General features: G+C 53.4%; 16 protein-coding genes. 13 read left to right on the forward strand and 3 right to left on the reverse strand.

Features of this window, described 5'->3' with window-relative positions; all coding sequences use genetic code 11:
• Positions 1–26 precede the first annotated feature (26 nt).
• The 4 genes from B5F38_RS09090 (at position 27) to B5F38_RS09105 (ending at position 3,645) form a co-directional block, all read left to right on the forward strand.
• Positions 27–980 carry a phosphoribosylaminoimidazolesuccinocarboxamide synthase gene (locus tag B5F38_RS09090; RefSeq protein ID WP_087408976.1) on the forward strand — a complete coding sequence of 318 codons (954 nt, stop codon included), beginning with the start codon at positions 27–29 and terminating at the stop codon, positions 978–980.
• Positions 981–1,007: 27 nt separating this feature from the next.
• Complete coding sequence (ubiE, locus tag B5F38_RS09095; RefSeq protein ID WP_087408977.1) at positions 1,008–1,754, forward strand: bifunctional demethylmenaquinone methyltransferase/2-methoxy-6-polyprenyl-1,4-benzoquinol methylase UbiE; 747 nt, start codon at positions 1,008–1,010, stop codon at positions 1,752–1,754.
• A 189-nt stretch (positions 1,755–1,943) separates the two neighbouring features.
• Positions 1,944–2,966, forward strand: coding sequence for a PDDEXK nuclease domain-containing protein (locus B5F38_RS09100; RefSeq protein ID WP_087408978.1), 1,023 nt, complete (start codon positions 1,944–1,946; stop codon positions 2,964–2,966).
• Positions 2,967–3,009: 43 nt separating this feature from the next.
• On the forward strand, positions 3,010–3,645 hold the full coding sequence (locus B5F38_RS09105) for a DNA alkylation repair protein (RefSeq protein ID WP_087409039.1): 636 nt from the start codon (positions 3,010–3,012) through the stop codon (positions 3,643–3,645).
• An 84-nt stretch (positions 3,646–3,729) separates the two neighbouring features.
• Here B5F38_RS09105 and B5F38_RS09110 read toward each other — a convergent pair whose 3' ends face one another.
• Positions 3,730–5,370, reverse strand: coding sequence for a fumarate hydratase (locus B5F38_RS09110; RefSeq protein WP_087408979.1), 1,641 nt, complete (start codon positions 5,368–5,370; stop codon positions 3,730–3,732).
• A gap of 316 nt (positions 5,371–5,686) precedes the next feature.
• Here B5F38_RS09110 and B5F38_RS09115 point away from each other — a divergent pair, with 316 nt between their 5' ends.
• From B5F38_RS09115 to B5F38_RS09135, 5 genes are all read left to right on the forward strand, one after another.
• Positions 5,687–6,448, forward strand: a complete 762-nt coding sequence (locus B5F38_RS09115) for a hypothetical protein (protein WP_087408980.1) — start codon at positions 5,687–5,689, stop codon at positions 6,446–6,448.
• A gap of 92 nt (positions 6,449–6,540) precedes the next feature.
• Positions 6,541–7,932 (forward strand): DUF5309 family protein, encoded by a 1,392-nt coding sequence (locus B5F38_RS09120; RefSeq protein WP_241147843.1) that lies wholly within the window; start codon positions 6,541–6,543, stop codon positions 7,930–7,932.
• Between the two features lie 156 nt (positions 7,933–8,088).
• Positions 8,089–8,472 carry a hypothetical protein gene (locus tag B5F38_RS09125; protein ID WP_087408982.1) on the forward strand — a complete coding sequence of 128 codons (384 nt, stop codon included), beginning with the start codon at positions 8,089–8,091 and terminating at the stop codon, positions 8,470–8,472.
• Positions 8,469–9,569 (forward strand): hypothetical protein, encoded by a 1,101-nt coding sequence (locus B5F38_RS09130; protein ID WP_143240953.1) that lies wholly within the window; start codon positions 8,469–8,471, stop codon positions 9,567–9,569. Before B5F38_RS09125 ends, B5F38_RS09130 begins: the two co-directional genes overlap by 4 nt.
• Before the next feature lie 2 nt (positions 9,570–9,571).
• Positions 9,572–10,195, forward strand: coding sequence for a hypothetical protein (locus tag B5F38_RS09135; RefSeq protein ID WP_087408984.1), 624 nt, complete (start codon positions 9,572–9,574; stop codon positions 10,193–10,195).
• Positions 10,196–10,285: 90 nt separating this feature from the next.
• On the opposite strand, the gene B5F38_RS09140 is transcribed toward B5F38_RS09135, so the two are convergent.
• A complete protein-coding gene (locus tag B5F38_RS09140; RefSeq protein WP_087408985.1) occupies positions 10,286–11,134 on the reverse strand; it encodes a hypothetical protein in 849 nt (282 codons plus the stop codon).
• A gap of 107 nt (positions 11,135–11,241) precedes the next feature.
• On the opposite strand from B5F38_RS09140, the gene B5F38_RS09145 reads away from it, so the two are divergent.
• From B5F38_RS09145 to B5F38_RS09160, 4 genes are all read left to right on the forward strand, one after another.
• Entirely contained in the window at positions 11,242–13,011 is a 1,770-nt protein-coding gene (locus tag B5F38_RS09145; protein WP_087408986.1) for an LTA synthase family protein, read from the forward strand.
• A gap of 59 nt (positions 13,012–13,070) precedes the next feature.
• Positions 13,071–14,900 carry an LTA synthase family protein gene (locus B5F38_RS09150; protein WP_087408987.1) on the forward strand — a complete coding sequence of 610 codons (1,830 nt, stop codon included), beginning with the start codon at positions 13,071–13,073 and terminating at the stop codon, positions 14,898–14,900.
• Between the two features lie 145 nt (positions 14,901–15,045).
• Positions 15,046–16,698 carry a diphosphate--fructose-6-phosphate 1-phosphotransferase gene (locus B5F38_RS09155; protein ID WP_087408988.1) on the forward strand — a complete coding sequence of 551 codons (1,653 nt, stop codon included), beginning with the start codon at positions 15,046–15,048 and terminating at the stop codon, positions 16,696–16,698.
• A 530-nt stretch (positions 16,699–17,228) separates the two neighbouring features.
• Positions 17,229–18,566, forward strand: a complete 1,338-nt coding sequence (locus B5F38_RS09160) for a leucine-rich repeat domain-containing protein (RefSeq protein ID WP_087408989.1) — start codon at positions 17,229–17,231, stop codon at positions 18,564–18,566.
• A 950-nt stretch (positions 18,567–19,516) separates the two neighbouring features.
• Here B5F38_RS09160 and B5F38_RS09165 read toward each other — a convergent pair.
• A complete protein-coding gene (locus tag B5F38_RS09165) occupies positions 19,517–19,768 on the reverse strand; it encodes a hypothetical protein (protein ID WP_143240954.1) in 252 nt (83 codons plus the stop codon).
• Between the last annotated feature and the right edge of the window lie 51 nt (positions 19,769–19,819).

Raw genomic sequence — 19,819 nt, forward strand, 5'->3', positions numbered from 1 at the left:
TTATAAACAGAAAAAGTATTACAGAAATGAAAAATGCTTTGGTAAAAACCGATTTCAAATTTCCCGGACAAAAGAGTGTATATCATGGTAAAGTGCGCGATGTGTACAACATCGACGACGAGTTGCTGGTGATGGTGGTAACCGACCGTATCTCGGCCTTCGATGTGATTCTGCCCGAGGGTATTCCCTACAAGGGACAGGTGCTGAACCAGATTGCCGCCAAGTTCCTGGACGCTACGTCCGATATTCTTCCGAACTGGAAAGTGGCTACTCCCGACCCGATGGTGACCGTGGGTCTGCGTTGCGAACCGTTCAAGGTCGAGATGGTTGTACGGGGGTATTTGACGGGTCACGCTTGGCGCGAATACAAGGCTGGCAACCGTACGCTGTGCGGCGAGACCATGCCCGAGGGTATGAAGGAGAACGAGAAATTCCCGCACCCCATCATCACGCCTACGACCAAAGCTGCCGAGGGTCACGACGAGGACATCTCGAAGGCCGAAATCATTGCCCGCGGCATCGTTTCGTGCGAGGACTACGAGCAACTCGAGAAATATACCCTGGCCCTCTATCAACGTGGTTGCGAGATGGCCGCTCAGAAGGGGCTCATCCTCGTAGATACGAAATATGAGTTCGGTAAGATTGGCGACAAGATTATCCTGATCGACGAAATCCACACGCCCGACTCGTCGCGCTACTTCTATGCCGATGGTTATGAGGAGCGTCTGGCCCGTGGCGAAGAGCAACGTCAGCTCTCGAAAGAGTTTGTGCGCCAATGGCTGATTCAAAACGGCTTCCAGGGCAAAGAGGGTCAGAAGGTGCCCGAGATGACCGAGGAGTATTGCAACAGCGTATCGGACCGCTACATCGAACTCTACGAGCACATCGTGGGCGAGAAGTTTGTCAAGGCCGAAGGCGAAGACCTGGCTGCCCGTATCGAGAAGAACGTGACCGACTTCCTGAACAGCCGCAAGAAATAAGGGGGCGGAGAAAGGATTACATGACGAATGGACTATAAAGCAGAAGAGATAAAACCCTATAACGAGGAGACCGACAAGACCACGCAGGTGCGCGAGATGTTCGACTCCATTGCGCCGGCCTACGATGCGATGAACCGTACCATGACCGTGGGCATAGACCGCTGGTGGCGCCGGGTGGCCGTGAAGATGTTGCGGCGCTATCCACACCGCCATATACTCGATGTGGCTACGGGCACGGGCGACCTGGCCCTGCTGCTCGACGAGCGGCTCAACCCCGACCAGATTATCGGTGTGGACCTCTCGGAGGGTATGTTGCGGATTGCCCGCGAGAAGGCGGTCAAGCGCAATGCCCAGCGCCGTATCCTCTTCGAGGTGCAGGATTGCCTGTCGATGGACTTCGACGACAACAGCTTCGACGTGGTGACGGTGGCCTATGGGGTGCGCAATTTCGAACACCTCGAGGCGGGATTCCGCGAAATGTATCGGGTGCTCCGTCCCGGTGGTGCATTGTGTGTCATCGAGCTGTCGACCCCCGAGCGTTTTCCCTTCCGCCAGCTTTATAAGTTCTATACCTATACCTTTATCCCCTTCATAGGTCGCCTGGTATCGAAAGACCGCAGCGCATACAGCTATCTGCCGCGCTCGGTGGCTGCCGTGCCGCAGGGCGAGGCTATGCTCGACATCTTCCGTCGTGCCGGCTTCGACCGTTGCTATTGCCGCCGCCTCACCTTCGGTGCCTGCACCATCTACATCGGGGAGAAAAAGAAAGGCTAAACACATCGGCCGAGGCGGAAAGTCTTTCGCCTACGAGGCCGACAGCCCAACCATACAGGGCCCGCGAACGCTTGCCGTTCGTCGGGCCCTGCCTGTTTTCGGAGGGGACCCTTCTGCATTTGGTCAAGTGAAAGGAATTGTTTATATTTGTATGTATAAGTCTGACAAGTAAATACCATGGATGGAGATATGAAAAAGGAAGAACTGTTTTTGAACGACATCCGCGGCATTATCGATGCGGCTCGTGCTCATGCGGTGCGTAGTGTGGATTTCTGCCGGGTTCAGATGTATTGGCAGTTGGGACGCCGCATTTTTGAGGAGGAGCAACAGGGAAAAGAGAGGGCCGACTATGGCAGTTACCTGATAAAGAACCTGGCCAAGCAGTTGGAACCCGACTATGGCAGCGGATTTTCGGTGCGACAACTTTCTTTTTGTCGCCAGTTTTATCGTTTGTATCCAATTGAGAACGCACTGCGTTCACAATTGAATTGGACTCAGTACAGAACTCTTATACAGATACCCGATGTGGATAAACGGGAGTATTACGAACTGGAGGCCGTGAACAATGCGTGGACGGCCCGGGAGCTGGAGCGGCAGATAAACTCCCAGTTGTACGAACGGCTGTTGTTGAGCAACGACAAGGAGTCGGTGTTGGCTGTGGCGCGAAAGGAGCGCATGCCGCAGTCGCCGCAAGAGATTATCAAAGACCCCATGTATTTGGAGTTTTTGGGATTGAAGCCTCAGGCAACCTATTATGAAAAAGATTTGGAGTCGGCTATCATCACTCATTTGCAGCACTTCTTGCTCGAACTGGGGCAGGGTTTTACTTTTGTGGCCCGGCAGAAACGTATCTTGTTGGAGGATGACGAATTTTTTGCCGATTTGGTTTTCTACAACCGGTTGCTGAAATGTTTTGTGGTGGTTGAGTTGAAGACGGGCAAACTGACTCACCAGGACTTGGGACAGTTGCAAATGTATGTCAACTACTACGACCGGGTGGAAAAGATGGCCGACGAGAATCCCACCGTAGGAATCCTTTTGTGTACCAGCAAGAACGATACGGCCGTGAAGATGGCTCTTCCCGAAGACAATAAAACCATACTGGCCCGTGAATATAAATTGTATCTGCCTTCGCAAACACAACTTATCGACGAGGTAAACAGTGTACGCGAGATGATGGAGCACAAATCTCATGCTCAGAATCTCGATTGAATTGCGCGGTTTCATACTCCAGCGATAGATAAACCTAATGAATATGAACCTCGAAGAGATTATTGCCCATATTGTAACGGTTGAAAATGGATTTCAGCATATTTTGGATGCGGCTCATCGGATACACGAGTCGTGTAGTGACGAAGAGTGTTACGGTCTTTCGCTCGAATTATTCAAACATCCGGCTTATCAGGTGCGTATGCTGTCGGTTGTTTTATTGGGGTATGCCGGAGTAGACAATGAAAAAGCCCTGAGTTTTTTGAAAGAACGGGTGAGCCGCGATGAGAATTGGCGTGTGCAGGAGATGCTGGCCAAATCGTTTGACTTTATTTGTAAAGAGCGTGGATATGAAAGAGCTTTGCCTCTTATTGCTGAATGGTTGGCCGATGGTCATCCGAATGTAGTACGGGCTGTTACCGAGGGGTTGAGGATATGGACCTCGCGGCCCTATTTCAAGGAGCATCCTTTGGAGGCTGTTGCTTTTTTGAGTAGACACAAGGCCGATTCGAGCGAGTATGTGAGAAAATCGGTAGGTAATGCGTTGCGAGATATCAGCAAGAAGTTCCCACAGTTGATTCTCGATGAACTGGACACTTGGGACCATAGCGACCCGAATGTGCGTTATACCTATCGGTTGGCGGTAAAGCACCTTCTCGAGAAGGAGAAGCGGGGAAAGTAGATGAATAGCATCTTGTAAAAATACAGCGGGGCTGCCTCTTCAGTGAGGCAGCCCCGCCGGTGTATTGGAGCTTGTCCCGCGAGATTATTTGTGGGCGGGGCAGATGGGTTTGATCTGTTTGAAGAAGTCGTTGCCCTTGTTATCGACGAGGATAAATGCGGGGAAGTCTTCTACCTCGATTTTCCAGATGGCCTCCATGCCGAGCTCGGGATACTCTACGCACTCGATGCTCTTGATGTTGTTCTGGGCCAGGATAGCGGCAGGACCGCCGATGCTGCCCAGGTAGAAGCCGCCGTGTTTCTTGCAGGCGTCGGTAACGGCCTGGCTGCGGTTACCCTTGGCGAGCATGATCATGGAGCCGCCGTGGCTTTGGAACAGGTCTACATAGGGGTCCATACGGCCGGCTGTCGTGGGGCCCATCGAGCCGCAGGCCATGCCTTTAGGCGTCTTGGCGGGACCGGCGTAGTAGATGGGGTGATCCTTGATGTACTGGGGCAGGTCTTCGCCACGGTCGAGGCGCTCTTTGAGTTTGGCGTGAGCGATGTCGCGGCCTACGATGATGGTACCGTTGAGCGAGAGGCGGGTAGCTACGGGGTATTTGTCGAGCTCCTTGAGGATTTCGCTCATGGGCTGGTTGAGGTTTATCTTCACGGCATTGCCTTCGCCGGCTTGACGCAATTCCTCGGGAATGAGTTCGCCGGGGTTGCTGTCGAGCTTCTCGATCCAGATACCCTCTTTGTTGATTTTGCACTTGATGTTACGGTCGGCCGAGCAGCTTACACCCAGACCTACGGGGCAGGATGCGCCGTGACGGGGCAAGCGGATGATGCGCACGTCGTGGGCGAAGTATTTGCCGCCGAACTGTGCACCGAGGCCAATGCGGTGAGCCTCTTCGAGTACCTGTTTCTCGAGCTCTACGTCGCGGAATGCGCGGCCATATTCGTTGCCCGTGGTGGGCAGGTTGTCGTAGTAGTGGGTCGAGGCCAGCTTGACAGTGAGCAGGTTCTTCTCGGCCGAAGTACCGCCGATAACGAAGGCGATGTGGTAGGGCGGGCAGGCAGCCGTACCGAGGGTTTTCATCTTCTCAACGAGGAAGGGCACGAGAGTGGCCGGGTTGAGGATGGCCTTGGTCTCCTGGTAGAGGTAGGTCTTGTTGGCCGAGCCGCCGCCTTTGGTTACGCAGAGGAAGCGGTATTCCATGCCTTCGGTAGCCTCGAGGTCGATTTGTGCAGGCAGGTTGCATTTGGTGTTCACCTCTTCATACATCGAGAGGGGAGCGTTTTGCGAGTAGCGCAGGTTCTCCTCGGTGTAGGTTTTGTAAACGCCCAGCGAGAGAGCCTCTTCGTCGCAGTATCCGGTCCAGACCTGCTGGCCTTTTTCGCCGTGGATGATGGCCGTACCGGTATCCTGGCAGAAGGGCAGAACGCCTTTGGCGGCTACCTCGGCATTGCGCAGGAAGGTGAGGGCCACGTATTTGTCGTTTTCGCTGGCCTCGGGATCGCTCAGGATTTTGGCCACTTGCTCGTTGTGCGAGCGGCGCAGCATGAACGACACGTCGCGGAAGGCGGCGTTGGCCATGGCGGTGAGTCCCTCTTTTTCGATTTTCAAGATGGGTTTCCCTTCAAACTCGCTTACCGACACATAGTCTTTCGTAAGCAGATAATACTCGGTCGTATCTTCGCCCAGCGGGAACATGGGTTGATACTTGAACGGTGTAATAGCCATAGTTATATATGTTATTTAGTTTGAGTTGTCGGTCGATGTGTCGGTTCCGCACGGGCGGAGAGCCGCGGTCAATCGTGCCACAAAAATAGCGAAAGGTGAGCGGAGAATAAAATATCGGCACCTGTTTTCCGATATTTTTTATCCCGAACCGCATCCTGTTTTCGTGTAACAAAGGTAAAGAAATTTTTCGGTAATCGTTTCGCCGATGGCGAAATCTTTCGACGGGAGTCGAGTTTGTATGAAGCTGCCATAAAAGGGGGCGAGTGCGGGGTTTACTTTGCGGTACCATATATGGGAAATCTAATCAATTAAATTTATGGAAAAGAATTATCAGAAAGAAAATCGCAATCGGCGGAAATCGCGCGATTTGCTCGTAGAGAAGCTTTTGGACCGATTCCCGACCCGGCCCTTGGATAACGACGACGAGCTGTTCGATGCCCTGGAGGAGTACGACTCGTACCGCAACGAGCGCTATGAGCGGCTGGCCGACGACCAGAGCAAGCTGTGCAAGTTGTTCATGTCGAATCCCAAGATGGGGGCTTTCATCTCCGATGTAATCGGTGGCGACGATGCGCTGGTAGCCTGCGTGCGCTACTTCGGGCGCGATATGCTCGACTGTGCCCGGGACGAAAACCGCATGGCCGAGGTGCGTCGGGCCAACGACGAGTATCTGTCGCGGGTGGCCCGGTTCAACGAACTGGAGTCGCAAATGCGCGAGAATCTCGAGAAGAGCAGCCGTTGCATGGAGCGCTTCAAGACCGAGAAGGGGATGAACGATGCCGAGTTCGAGGGTTTCCTCGACCGGGTGTACCACCTGTGCAACCATGTGTTCATGGGCGAGTTGAACGACGAGGTGCTGAACCTGCTCTTCAAGGGGCTCTACTACGACCGCGATTTGTCGTGTGCCGAGCGCGACGGCGAGGTGCGGGGCCGCAACGAGCGCATCGTCTTCGAGCGTCGCGAGCGGGGTGGCGATTCGTTGCCTCCCATGCGCAACGGGGGCAGTTTCGAGTCGGACGCCTCCGAGCTGTCGCCGGTTTTTGGCAACCGTCGCCGTCGCAGCGTGTGGGACATGTAGCCCCGGTTGTCTGGAGAGTGAAGAGTTTGATACCCTAATTAAATTTTTGTAATCCTATGTTTTTGTTGAATTTTGAAAAATTGAAAGAAGAGATGAAACAGTTTCTAACGAAGTGGAAAACTCCGCTGCTTTGGCTGGCGGGTCTGTTGGTTCTGGTAGTTTGCTGGCAGATTTGGGACGGGCTGCTCGACGGTGGCCTGGCGCTGGCAGCCATTATCCCCGGTGTGTCGGGCGGTAAGCTCGTGACCGGCGAACCGCTCACTACCGACCTGGTGCGCGAGGGTAGCCCCTCGCTGTTGCGCAACGAGATTGACAAGCGCATCGTGCGCATCCGGCCCATGTCGACCCCCATCGACCAGTTGTCGCGATGGAATGGTGCCCGCAAGTCGTCGTCGATGATTGTCGACTACTATTCGGTCGACGTGAAACCCACCAAGTCGTTTACGAAAACCGCGTATACGGCACCCGCTTCGGGTTCGGCCGACGAGTCGCACAAGAAGGCCAAGATCGATGCCGTGGACAACAGCATCTTCGAGGTATCCGAGACGATTCTCGTGCAGGGCGTGAAAGGGTATGAGCCCGACGGTACTACCCAGTCGAATGCCGACCTGGTGCTCTATATCGCCGCCAAAGACGAGGAGACCGGCTCGCTCACGGTCTATCCCGTAAACGGCATGAAAATCGGTACCGTAGAGAATTGTGTGCCTTCGATTCCGGCCAACAAACAGCTCATCCGCATGGGCCGTGCGGCTACCGAACTCGACGTACAGACGGCACAGTTCTCGGCATTGCCCGTCAAGAGTCAGAACTATTGCCAGATTTTCAAGATGCAAATCGAGCAGTCGACCTTCCAGAAGATAGCCAACAAAGAGGTCGAGTGGGACTTCTCGGATGCCGAAGAGGCTGCCATCTACGACATGCGTCTGGGTATGGAGAAGAGCTTCATGTTCGGGGTGAAGAATACGATTTTCGACCCGCGCAAGAAGGAGAACGTGATGCTCACGGGCGGTATCTGGTGGCAGGCCGGTAACCACTACACCTATGACCCGACGAAAGAGATGACGCAAGACGACTTGATCGACATGATGCGTCAGGCCTTCACGGGCAACGGTGGCAACAAGCGTAAAATCCTGATTGGTGGTTCGGTCTTCATCGGACTTATCAACAAGATTGAGATGACCAAGGTGGTGATGGCTCGCGAGGACAAGGTGAAGTGGGGCATCGACTTCTCGGAAATCAGCTCGAAGTTCGGTAAACTGTATGTGCTTTACTCCGAGGTGTTCGACGACTGCGGCATGCACGACTACGGCTTTATCTTCGATCCCGAGTTCATCCAGAAGTGGTCGCATGTGCCTTTCGGTGCACAGGAGCTCGACCTCAAGAAGGCGGGCGTGCGCAATACCGATGCCCTGGTACTGACCGAGGCCAGCTGCTTGACGCTGCGTTATCCGGCAGCTCACATGCGCATCGAGCCGCTCGGATGATAAACCGTTAAGACTGACCGGCTCACCCCCGGCTCGCAACGAAATCTGAACAAGGGGGACTGAACGGGGCAACCGGTATTTTGGCGAGCCGGTTGCCCCGTTTTTTTCTGGACCACCGGCAGGTGGGCAATATTCAATTTAGAAGAAAGGAGAACTATGAACAAGATTTATCAGACCCGATTGGGCAATTTGAGTACCTCGGTCGTGGTGAACGGGGTGCCCCGTCGGGTTCAGTTTCGCGCGTGGGACGGCGTGAACGGCCTCTTCTCGACCGAAGACGAGGCGTTGCAGCAGGCACTGGAGCAGAGCCGGGGATACGGCCGGCGCTTTGTGCTGATGGAGATACCCGATACCCGGGTAGAGCAGGAGACCTACCAGTTGGTGCCCGGTATTCGCTCGTGGCAGGCGGCCCGCGACTATTTGAGGCAGGAACCCTATGGCCTCTCCGACGAGGAGGTCTCCACGCCGGCTCTCATCGAGCAGGCGGCCGAGCGGTTCCATTTGGTATTTACACAATTAAAGAAAAAGAAAAGACGATGAAGGTAAGAGAACACAGTCATTTGCGCGGACAAAACGGGTGCCTGGGATTTTTCTACGGGCTCGACGCGCTTCTCTCGGCCTACCCCGAGGGTGGTTTGGCCGGCGAGTTTTTCATCAACGGCAAAACCCAGTCTATCTGGGTATGGGACTCTACGGGCCGCTCATGGTACGACACCAACCATGCGGCACCCGCTCCGTTTTTCGGCGTGGTCACCGACCCGGCCACCTTTAGCCCGGCGGTCGAGAGCGGCCAGCCGGCCAGTTTTGTCTATGTGGCCGGTTATGCCGGGTCGCATCTGTTCCCGGCATTGAAGGAGGGATCGTCCTTGACCGTGGTAACCGACTCGGCCGCCATTATCACCCTGGTATGGGACGGTTCGGTCTGGCGCGACTATGTAACGCCGCTGACCTTCGACGATGCCATCCGACCGATATATATGTATCGAGGTCAGTGGAATGGCGATGCAACCTACACGTGTGCCAACGGAGTGGTCGATGTGGTCTATTTCATGGGCCGTTATTATCGGGTGAAGGATTCGGTGGGGAGTACCAGTCTGTCGCCCGGGGCGTCGTCGAACTGGGAGGAGGTTGCCCACTTCTACGCCGTGGCCGACCGGTTGGAGATGCTGCCCGACCAACTGATGGTCTTGGATCAGCAGCAGACGATCCGAACGACCAGCGGCAACTCTTCGTGGGAGCTGTGTAACGGCGAAATCCGCCATCTGGAGTCGGGTACTTTCCTTTCGCAGAGCGGTGAGTTACGCGTCTCGAAGGAGCAGTGCGACATCATTATCAGCCCCACGATGAAGGGATTGGTATTCTGGGGACCCGATGAGAAAAATCTGGTCATCGACTGGGATACGGACGATAATATTCGCCTGACATTGAGTCAGTCCGACGACTCAGGCTCGCATCAGATACTGGTCACACCTCAGCAGATAACGCTGTCGAAACTCGACAGTGCCGGGCAGGTGCAAAGCTCGACCCGAATTTCGCCCGAGGGGATGAGTGGCAAGTTGAAGCTGTGGAGCGACACCCTGGCCGAGGGGGATATCTATGTCGACGAAAATAACTTTCTGAAACAGAAGAGGGGGTAGCGATGGAGATAAGTGTCAATGACCTCGTCGAACGGGTCAAGATAAACATGGAGGAGCTCACCGATGTGAGCAATGCCTCGGTAAAGTTGGAGGTGGGCATCGATGTCGAGCAGTATATTCGGGCTAAGTTGCCCGATGCGCTGCTGTCGGTGTGGGCTTCGACCCCGGTCGAACTGTTGCCGCAGACCGACTGCGCCTCGTCGCTGCAACCCGAGCGTCAGCCCGACGGCAGTGGCCGGGTGGTGCTGCCCTCGGATGTGTGGCGCATGACCGAGTTTTGCATGGAGGGGTGGCGACAGCCGGTTACCTCGTTTATCGACCACACCTCGCCCGCCTATGAGTTGCAATTCAACCTTTACACCCGCGGCGGCGTGGCAACTCCGGTGTGCGTGCTCTCCAACGTGGGGGGCCAGAAGTGTCTCGACTATTACTCGTTGCCGCCTCGCGTCGAGGCGCATCGGGTGAAGACGGCCCGTTACGTGGCTTATCCGCAGGCCGATGCCGACAAGTACGAGATTGCCGACTCGCTGGTACAGGTGGTTTGTTACACCTGTGCGGCTCTCGTCTACGAGATTCTGGGGCAGCCCGAGCAGGCGGCCGCCATGTTGCGCAGCATCGTCAAGTAGGGCAGGGCGACCGACATCGTGTCGCAGAAACGCTGCCGGCTCTCTGGATAGTCGGCCTCGGGGCAACCACTCCGGGGCCGGCTTGCTGTTTTATCGGGGCTCCTTTTTCTGCAACAGTTCGTAAGGGATGTGCCCTATCTGGGCAGCCGTCTCGGAGTATGAGCTGTGTACCGAGCCGAGCACCTGCCGGGTGTGCGAGAGCAGATAGAGTTCGATGAGGGCTTCGCGCATCCCCTCGAGACTGTTGCGGTCGGCCCGGTGGGGCGAGCAGAATACCCGGTCGCCGAATCGGGCGGTGATGAGGGCCTTATCCTCTTCGGAGTCGGTCGCCAGATAGAAGGTGGTATCGGCGTTACGATCGATCTCCTGCTGCATGCGGTCGACAAAGAGTCGGGTAGGACTTTGGGCGATGGAGATGGCGTTGTCGGTACGACGGATATGCACCCCTATCGTGTGGTCGCCGAATCGGGCCCGGCGCGTCTCAATCTCCTGCTTCAGGAGAGGGTGCGGTTCGAAGAGGGCAAAGCGGTCCCACTCGGTGCGGGGTTCGTAGAAGTAGACAAAGGCGGCGATGTAGACCTTGTGGCCTCGGGCCCACGCCTCGAAATCGAAATGCTCGCGGAAGCGTCGCGACGTATCCATCTCGTACATGCGGCGGTCGAATGCCGGCTGCTGGAACAGGCTGGGAATGAAGAAGTTTTTCCGGCGGGGGCGGTCGTAGCGCAGCAAGTCGAGCCTCGAAGCCTCGGTGACGGTAACCCCCGGCCGATCGATGGGGGCAAACAGTTGGTCGAACCGGCAGTTCAGCCCCGGGTCCTTGAACCACACGATGTGCAACTCGCTGCCACATTGCCGGCTCAGGGCTACGGCCGAGTCGATTGCCCTCATGCGATTGGCCAGTCCGCCTACGGGTACGAGCCATATACTCTCTTTTTTCATAAGGGATAGAACAAAGAATCAGACAAAATTAAAAATTTTTTAAGAATTGAATGGATTGTGTGTTCGGATTTTTTTATAATATTTGTGACCGCTTTGAAAAGTGAGTAATGGAAATCGTAAATAGTCTGAAGAGAAAAGTAGGGAAACCTATTTTGTCTTTTTTCGAGAAGAATATATATACATGGGCATTTTTTATTTTGCTGGTTATTTCGGTTGCCTCGGTTATATGGCTGTTGTACATGCAGGTGGTGAGACCTACCAACATGGTGTCATCGGTACCGAACCATGTAATCAAGACTCTGATTGATGCTATGATTCTCATGTCGCCTCTGTTTGTGTTGAAAAAACGGGGCCTTATTTTTATTGTGCTGGTGTTGGTCGATCTGTTCTGTCTCTCGGCTGTGTGGTACTATCGCAATTATCTCGACATCATACCCTTCTCGTCGTTCCTGTTGGTCGAGAACGTATCACCGTTGCTGCTCGACAGTGCATTGGCATCGGCACGTTGGGTTGACTGGCTGGCCCTGCTTCCTACTGTGTTGACGGCTGTAGTTTATAAATTGTTTCTCCAGAAGCGGGTCTTGGCCGAGCGGAAGCGGCTGTGGTGGCCGATTGCAGCCATTGTGGGAATAGCTGTAGCTTTTTATGCCATGCTTTCGGTGCGTGACATAAAGTCGGGACAGTATACAGCCTTTATCGATCGTTTTATGACCTATCCCAACAATATACTCTATATCGACAATAATGGCTTGTGTGGATATACGCTCTATCAGTTGGTAACCGGGTTGATACCCGAGCCTGAACTGTCGGATGAGGAGCGGGCTAAAATCGACTCTTTTTTCGACGATTATACCTGTTATACAGATAATTTGATTCAAGGAAACAACCGGAAAAATTTGGTCTTGATTATTGTAGAATCTCTCAATTCGTGGGTAATTGGCCAGCAGTTTGGCGGGGTAGAAGTGACTCCCTGTCTCAACCGGATCGCTAACGATAGTAACTCTATCGTAGCTGTGCATGTGTTTCCTCAGGTGAAAGACGGTCGTTCGAGCGACGGGCAGTTTATGTTCAATACCGGTTTGCTCCCCTTGCAGAGTGGAGCAGTGGCCACCCGATATGCCAATCTTGATTACTATTCGATTGCCAAAGCCTTGAAACAGAGAAATTATACAGCTGTGAGTATGACGGTCGATTGCAATAATTATTGGAATCAGGCCGAGGCGAGTGAGGCTTATGGCTATGACCATAATTGGGATCGGCTAAATGGTGCAGAAGTTGTTCCCGACAGTTTGTTGATGGTACGGGCTATTGAGCAGATAAAAACAGAGAAAGTTCCCTTTTTCTATCAACTCATTACGGGGTCTTCGCACAAGCCTTACAATACCCCGACTCGACCTACTGCATTGTCGAATGCTGAAGGTTTCCCGACCGAGGTACGTAACTACATGGAGGTAATGCATTACACCGACCGCTGTATAGGCGCCTTTATCGATTCTCTACGGGTTAACGGATTGTATGAAAATACGGTTATTGCAATCGCCTCGGATCACAATCAGTTGCTCGAGCCCTGTTCTGTACCAGGGTACAACGATATCGAAGTCGCCTTTATAGTGGCCAATGCTGGATTGAAGTATACCCACAAGTCTGTTATGGGGCAGATTGATATTTATCCTACACTGCTCGATGTGATGGGGTGCAACGAGTATCTGTGGAAGGGGCTTGGTCATAGTATTTTACGGTCTTCGGTGTGCAGTGCGGTCGGTTGGAACAAGGCGGTCTATGGCACCCCCGACGATTCATTGGTTCCTCAGCAGATTGAGGCTTGGGACATTTCTAGGCAGATGATAACACGTGGCTATTTTACTATAAAACGATAGTTGGGGGAGCCATATCAATTTTTATTTCACTACATTTGCATCGAATGTGAGTGAATGCCATGCGATTGAACAGAAACTGGTTGTCGGCTTATACCTGGGCGTGCGAGGGACGATACCTGCTCTTCCACCTGCTCGTGGTGCTTTGTTTCGTCTATCCCATCGAGTATCTGCATATCGAGCTGAAGTGCTCGACCATCTTCAATCTGCGCATCCTGTTGCCTCAGGGACGGCCGATAGGCGACACGCTGTTGGCCTTCTTGCCTACGGTGGACGATGCTTTGGTACTCTCCTTGCCCCTTCTGCTCTTCACCCGCCGCCGGTGGGTGGTCTTTATCCCGCTCTTCCTCTTCGATCTCTTCTGCTTGGCGCAGAGCTGTTATGCCCGGGTCTACGAAGATGTGATGCCCTACTCGTCGTTTCTGCTCTTCGACAACGTGAACGGCGTGCTGTTCAACAGCGTGCGGGGGCTGCTTCGCTGGCGCGATGTCACCCTTTTCGTCCCTACTCTGTTGTTGCTGGCGGCCTATCTGCTCTATTTCGGGAAGCAGCGGTCGTACCCCTCGCCGCGTGTGCGGTGGATAACTGCCGCCGTGTCGCTGGTGATAGCCTTGGCGGCTTACGGTGGACGGTCGTACCAGATTTACCATCGGGCGTCGGCCGACCGCGAATCGCCCTGGACCGCCTTCATCACTCCTTATAATTACCGCGAATACCTCATCTATCACGGGGTAGTGCCTTACACGGGCTATGTGCTGGTGTCGTCGCTGGTACAGTCGGACGAGTTGACGGCCGACGAACGGGCAACCGTCGACAACTACCTGGCCGGCATGCCCCGCTATACCGATAACCGTCTGGCCGTGGAGCCGGGGCGCAACCTGATTCTCATCGTCGTCGAATCGATGAACTCGTGGATGCTCGACCGCACGGTAGGCGGGGTGGAGATTATGCCCCGACTGAACCGTCTGTTGAGGCAAGAGGGGACCTTCGCGGCTCTCCATCTGATACCGCAGGTGAAGGATGGCCGTTCGAGCGACGGCCACCTCATGTTCAATACCGGCCTTTTGCCCGTGCGCACGGGGGCTACGGCGGTGCTCTATGGCGATAATCGCTATCCTGCCCTGGGCCATGCCCTGAAGCAGAAGGGGTACCGCACCCTCAATATCGTTTGCGACCGGGCGCAGGACTGGAACCAGGTGGAGACTTCGCCCGCCTATGGGTTCGACACCCTCTACGACAAGAGCGCTTTCGAGTCGAGCGAGATACTCGACGACTCTACCATGCTGGCCCGGGGCCTCGCCATTCTGCGCCAGACACCCCAGCCCTTCTTTGCCCAGCTGGTTACCATCTCGACCCACGCTCCCAACGGTGAGCCGGTCGAGCCCACCGCCCTGTCGCAATACCCCACGTCGTCGCACGAACTTATCAACACGATGGAGGCCTTCCACCGGCTCGACCGTCAGTTGGGCCAGTTTATCGACTCGCTGCAGGCTTGCGGACTCTACGACCGTTCGGTCGTGGCCATCGTGTCGGACCACGACGAGCTGGGACTGAATGTGCTCGAGGGGCGCACCACCCGTACGCTGGCCGACCGCGAGGTGGCCCTCCTGCTGCTGAATACACCTTATACTGTTTCGTACGAGGCGGTGGCCGGGCAGATAGACATCTACCCCACACTGCTCGATGTGATGGGTTGCAACGAATATCCCTGGAAGGGGCTCGGGTACAGTCTGTTGCGCACCCCGGTAAAGAGCGCCGTCTATTGGGACCGCAGCGTGGTGGGCGACACCCGGTCGCCCCTCGTCCCGCGGCAGCGCGAGGCCTGGAATATCTCGAACCTCATCCTCACCGGCCACTATTTCGAGAGCTACTCGATGCGGGCTGATGAGTAAAAAAGAGACAGGCTTCCTGGTCGTATCGTTTCTCTGGGACGAAATGGGAATTTAATACCCAGCTGTTTGGCTCTTTGAAAAAAAAATGCGAAATTTGCCCAGCTAAAAAAGATAAAGCAAACATACACAAATAAAAGTGATTACAATGAAGAAAAGTGCACTTCAAACTGCTCGTGCTTCGTATCAGCCCAAGCTGCCCGAAGCCATCAAAAACGGCGTAACCATCGTCGAAGGCAAAGCCACTCAATCGGTGGCCGACCAGGAGGCTATCGCCAAGTTGTTCCCCAACACCTACGGCATGCCCGTGCTTCGTTTCGAAGCCGCTCCCAAGAAAGAGTATCCTGCCATCAACGTGGGTGTAATCCTTTCGGGTGGTCAGGCTCCTGGCGGACACAACGTGATTTCGGGTCTCTTCGACGGACTCAAAGCCATGAACAAGGATAGCCGTCTCTTCGGTTTCCTGTTGGGCCCGGGCGGACTCATCGATCATAAATATATGGAACTCACTGCCGACATCATCGACGACTACCGCAACACGGGTGGTTTCGATATCATCGGTTCGGGTCGTACCAAACTCGAGACGAAAGAGCAATTCGACAGCGGTCTCGAAATCATCAAAGAGTTGGGCATCAAAGCCGTGGTTATCATCGGTGGCGACGACTCCAACACCAACGCCTGCGTATTGGCCGAATACTACAAACAAATCGGTGCCGGTGTACAGGTAATCGGTTGCCCCAAGACCATCGACGGTGACTTGAAGAACGAGATGATCGAGTGCTCCTTCGGTTTCGATACCGCCTGCAAGGTATACTCCGAGGTTATCGGTAACATCCAACGCGACTGCAACTCGGCCAAGAAATACTGGCACTTCATCAAACTGATGGGCCGTTCGGCTTCGCACATCGCTCTGGAGTGCGCTCTGCAAACGCAACCCAACATCTGCTTGATTTCCGAGGAGGTTGAGGCCAAACAGATGACCCTCGACGACATCGTAAACTATATCGCCGATATCGTAGCCGCTCGTGCTGCCAAAGGTTTCAACTTCGGTACGGTGCTGATTCCCGAAGGTCTCATCGAGTTCATCCCCGCCATGAAGCGCCTTATCGCCGAACTCAACGACTTTTTGGCCAAGAATGGTGCCGAGTTTGCCATGATCAAGAAATCGGAGCAAAGAAACTATATCATCAAACACCTCTCGCCCGAAAACTCGACAATCTACGCCAGCCTGCCCGAGGGTGTGGCCCGTCAGCTCACGCTCGACCGCGACCCCCACGGAAACGTACAGGTATCGCTCATCGAGACCGAGAAACTGCTGGGCGAGATGGTAGGTCGCCGTCTGGCCGAGATGAAAGAAGCCGGTAAATATGTAGGCAAATTCGCTACTCAATACCACTTCTTCGGTTACGAAGGCCGTTGCGCCGATCCCTCCAACTTCGACGCCGACTACTGCTACTCGCTGGGTTACACCGCATCGCTGCTCGTAGGCGAAGGCCGCACGGGTTACATGTCGTCGGTACGCAACACCACCAAACCGGCCAGCGAATGGATTGCCGGCGGTGTGCCCGTAACCATGATGATGAACATGGAGCGTCGCCACGGCGAGATGAAACCGGTTATCCAAAAAGCCCTCGTTCACCTCGACGGTGCACCCTTCAAATACTTTGCCGCACATCGCGACGAGTGGGCTATGAACACCTGCTACGTATACCCCGGTCCTATCCAATACTTTGGTCCCACCGAGGTTTGCGACCAGCCCACCAAGACCCTGATGCTCGAGCAAAACGGCAAAATCGACTAATCCCGATTTAGCAAAAGGGCGTCATGCCCGTTATCAATAAACCAATCCAAAAAATCCGCACTTGCGGCTTGCAAAAATCCCCCGACCCGGAGCGTTCCGGGCCGGGGGTATTTTTTGTGTATATATCACTCCGGACTCCACTGCCTGGTCCATTTCGCACTGCGGAGAGTGTGCCATATCGCGCTACGACGCGGTATCCAGGAATACTGGCAAAATTGTTGGCATAGGTAATATCTGCAACAGTTTCCAATGCCTTCTCTTTTCTGGACCCCGCATCGAGGTGCGGGGTGACTTGCTGTGTCATACCGCGCTACGACGCGTCGAGCGGTCATTCCGCACTTGATGCGGAATCCAGAAATATGGACTGAAGGTAATACGATATGGAATATGAAAGAATTGTGTTCTGGAAATTGCGGTATAGTTAATAGAAATTTCTCGTAAGTGTAGCAGAATCTTATAAATAGCTCTTATTTTTTATAATATTGTATTTGTGGCCCCGTTTTATATACAAATACAAAATTTATCTAAACATGAAAACACAGGAGTATCGAAGTCTTGTAGGCATATTCTTGCTGATGGGAATCTTTCGAGTTGATGCCTATGACTTTCAATCGGGAGGGATTTATTACGAGATTAACGGCGAAGAGGTCACGGTCACTCGTGAATCGGCTTTTGAACCGACCTATGAGGGTGATGTGGTAATCCCTTCGATAGTGTCTTACGACGGGGAAAACTATTCGGTAACAAGTATCGGAAACTGGGCCTTTGAAGGTTGTGCGAATCTGAAAAAGTTGACGCTTCCCGAGTCGTTGATAACGATAGGCGATTATTCTTTTAGTGGTTGTAAACGGTTGGGCGAGGTGATATGGAGTGAGCGGATAGAGGTGATTGGTAAATATGCTTTCTCTGGGTGTATCAGTCTGCAATCGATAGTGATACCTGCGTCGGTGAAACGTATCAACGAAGGTGTTTTCAATGGCTGTACCGGACTGGAGTCGGTGGTTATGGGCGATTCAGTAGAGTATGTTGGGTCTTCGGCCTTTTTGAACTGTACGAGTTTAGAGTCTGTTTCACCGGGAGACGCCGTAAACTATATTGGGGAGGGTGCTTTCTCAAGTACCAGTTTGGAGTCGGTGATGATACCCGCGTCGGTGGCAACTATCGAAGCCAATCCCTTCGTGGGTAGCCTTAATTTAAAAGAGATTACGGTCTCGGAAGAGAATCTGGCCTATTCGTCGTTAGACGGTGTACTCTATAACAAGGACAGGACTACGCTTTGTGCATGTCCGGGTGGAAAGAGCTCGATAGAAATTCCCCTGTCGGTGGAGCACATCGGGCCTTCGGCTTTTTGTGCTTGTGCAGGGTTACTCTCGGTGACGATTCCACCGACTGTGGAGAGCATAGAGGCCTCGGCATTCGGCTATTGCAAGGAGTTGACTTCGGTGACCATCGGCAAATCGGTCTCTCGTATCGGTGAGTACACTTTTGACCGGTGTGATAATTTGCAGGATATATATATTTATGCCGAGCTGCCTCCTGTAATCGATGCTAATACTTTTGAGGATTATGAGGCTACCTTGTATGTGCCTGCCGGCAGTAAAAGTGCATATCAGAAGGCTTCGTATTGGAGTAATTTTACGAACATCATGGAGTCGCCAACCGGCGTGGAATCGGTCGATAACAACGATATGCGCGTCTATGCCGTAGGTCATACCCTGTATGTAGAGTATGTCGATGAGGCTTATCGGGTCTATACGGCCATGGGGCAGTTGGTTTATGCGGGCGACGAATCTACGGTATTGTTGCCGGGTGCAGGCCTCTATATCGTATGTGCGGGCAATCGGTCGCAGAAGGTTTGGGTGAAGTAAATAGGAATCTATTCGATACGATTGGGCGGCAGGGAGTATTACTCTGCCGCCTTTTTTGTGCCTGGTCCATTCCGCACCGTGATGCAGAATCCAGGGAATATCCGGCGGGTATGACGGCTATCCCCCTGTCGGAGTAAGTGGAAATAAAACCGGTTGAGGGTATTGCTTTTATTATCGGGTTATGCTATCTTTGTCTCGTGACCGCGATGGTATATCCCGGTAGCAGATAGAGTTGCTCTGTCGCTGTTGAGAGGTTTCCGTGGTCGGTCATGGCCTTCGGGGGAGGGATTTCTCTCTGCGAGGGCAGACATGTTTTTGAGAAAGCGTTTTTGCTTATCCTTTCATGGGAAATCGCCAAATTTCAATTCACGAAGGATCGGGCAGTCAAAAAAACGCTCCTGCTTGCCAACATCCACCCCGGCAAGGGGTGTTGTTATATGGCATAGCGTGGGGTGGGCTGTTTATTTCGTGAATAGGCGTTTGGCGATGCCTCCGTGAAGATAGACAGATTGTTCCCTACGCTTTCGTTTTTTAAACGTCTATCCTCAAGGGGAACAGGAAGACAGATATGAAACACGATATTATGAAATCTTATTTGCCGGAGTGACTTTTGTGAGGAATTGTTTTGGGGGCTCCGATTCGTTGCTTGTGATTCTCTATGTTATATAATTTGTGGTTGCATAGGCGGCTATGGCTATTTGACGGCCCGGCTCCTTATGCAGGTGATAGGATTGAAGCGTTCGATAAATTATATTCGGAGAGTCTATTCGGTGACGATTGTTAGAGAAAAAACTTTTTATCAATGTACGAGGGGACACCAGGTTATACCCGAATCGGGAATCTACAAGTTGTGAGAGGTTGGTCCCGATTGGGATTGCCGGGTATATACGACCACGGGACGACTGGTTTATGCTGGCAACGGTATAATGGCTTTGTGTCTGAAGTCCGGCCTATGTGGTGCGTATGAGCGATTGCTCATGAAAAGTGGTAGTGAGATAATTTCTCACTGCATCAATTCTTTCTTTTTTCAGGTGACGGTGGCAGATGGTTACATCTGCCGCCTTTTTTTTGTCATACCGCGCTACGACGCGGTATCCAGGAATACTGGCAAAATTGTTGGCATAGGTAATACCTGCAACAGTTTCCAACGCCTTCTCTTTTCTGGACCCCGCATCGGGGTGCGGGCTGACTTGCCGTGTCATACCGCGCTACGACGCGGTATCCAGGAATACGGGCAAAATTGTCGGCATAGG

It is taken from the genome of Barnesiella sp. An22 (genome assembly GCF_002159975.1).
GTDB lineage: Bacteria > Bacteroidota > Bacteroidia > Bacteroidales > Barnesiellaceae > Barnesiella > Barnesiella merdigallinarum.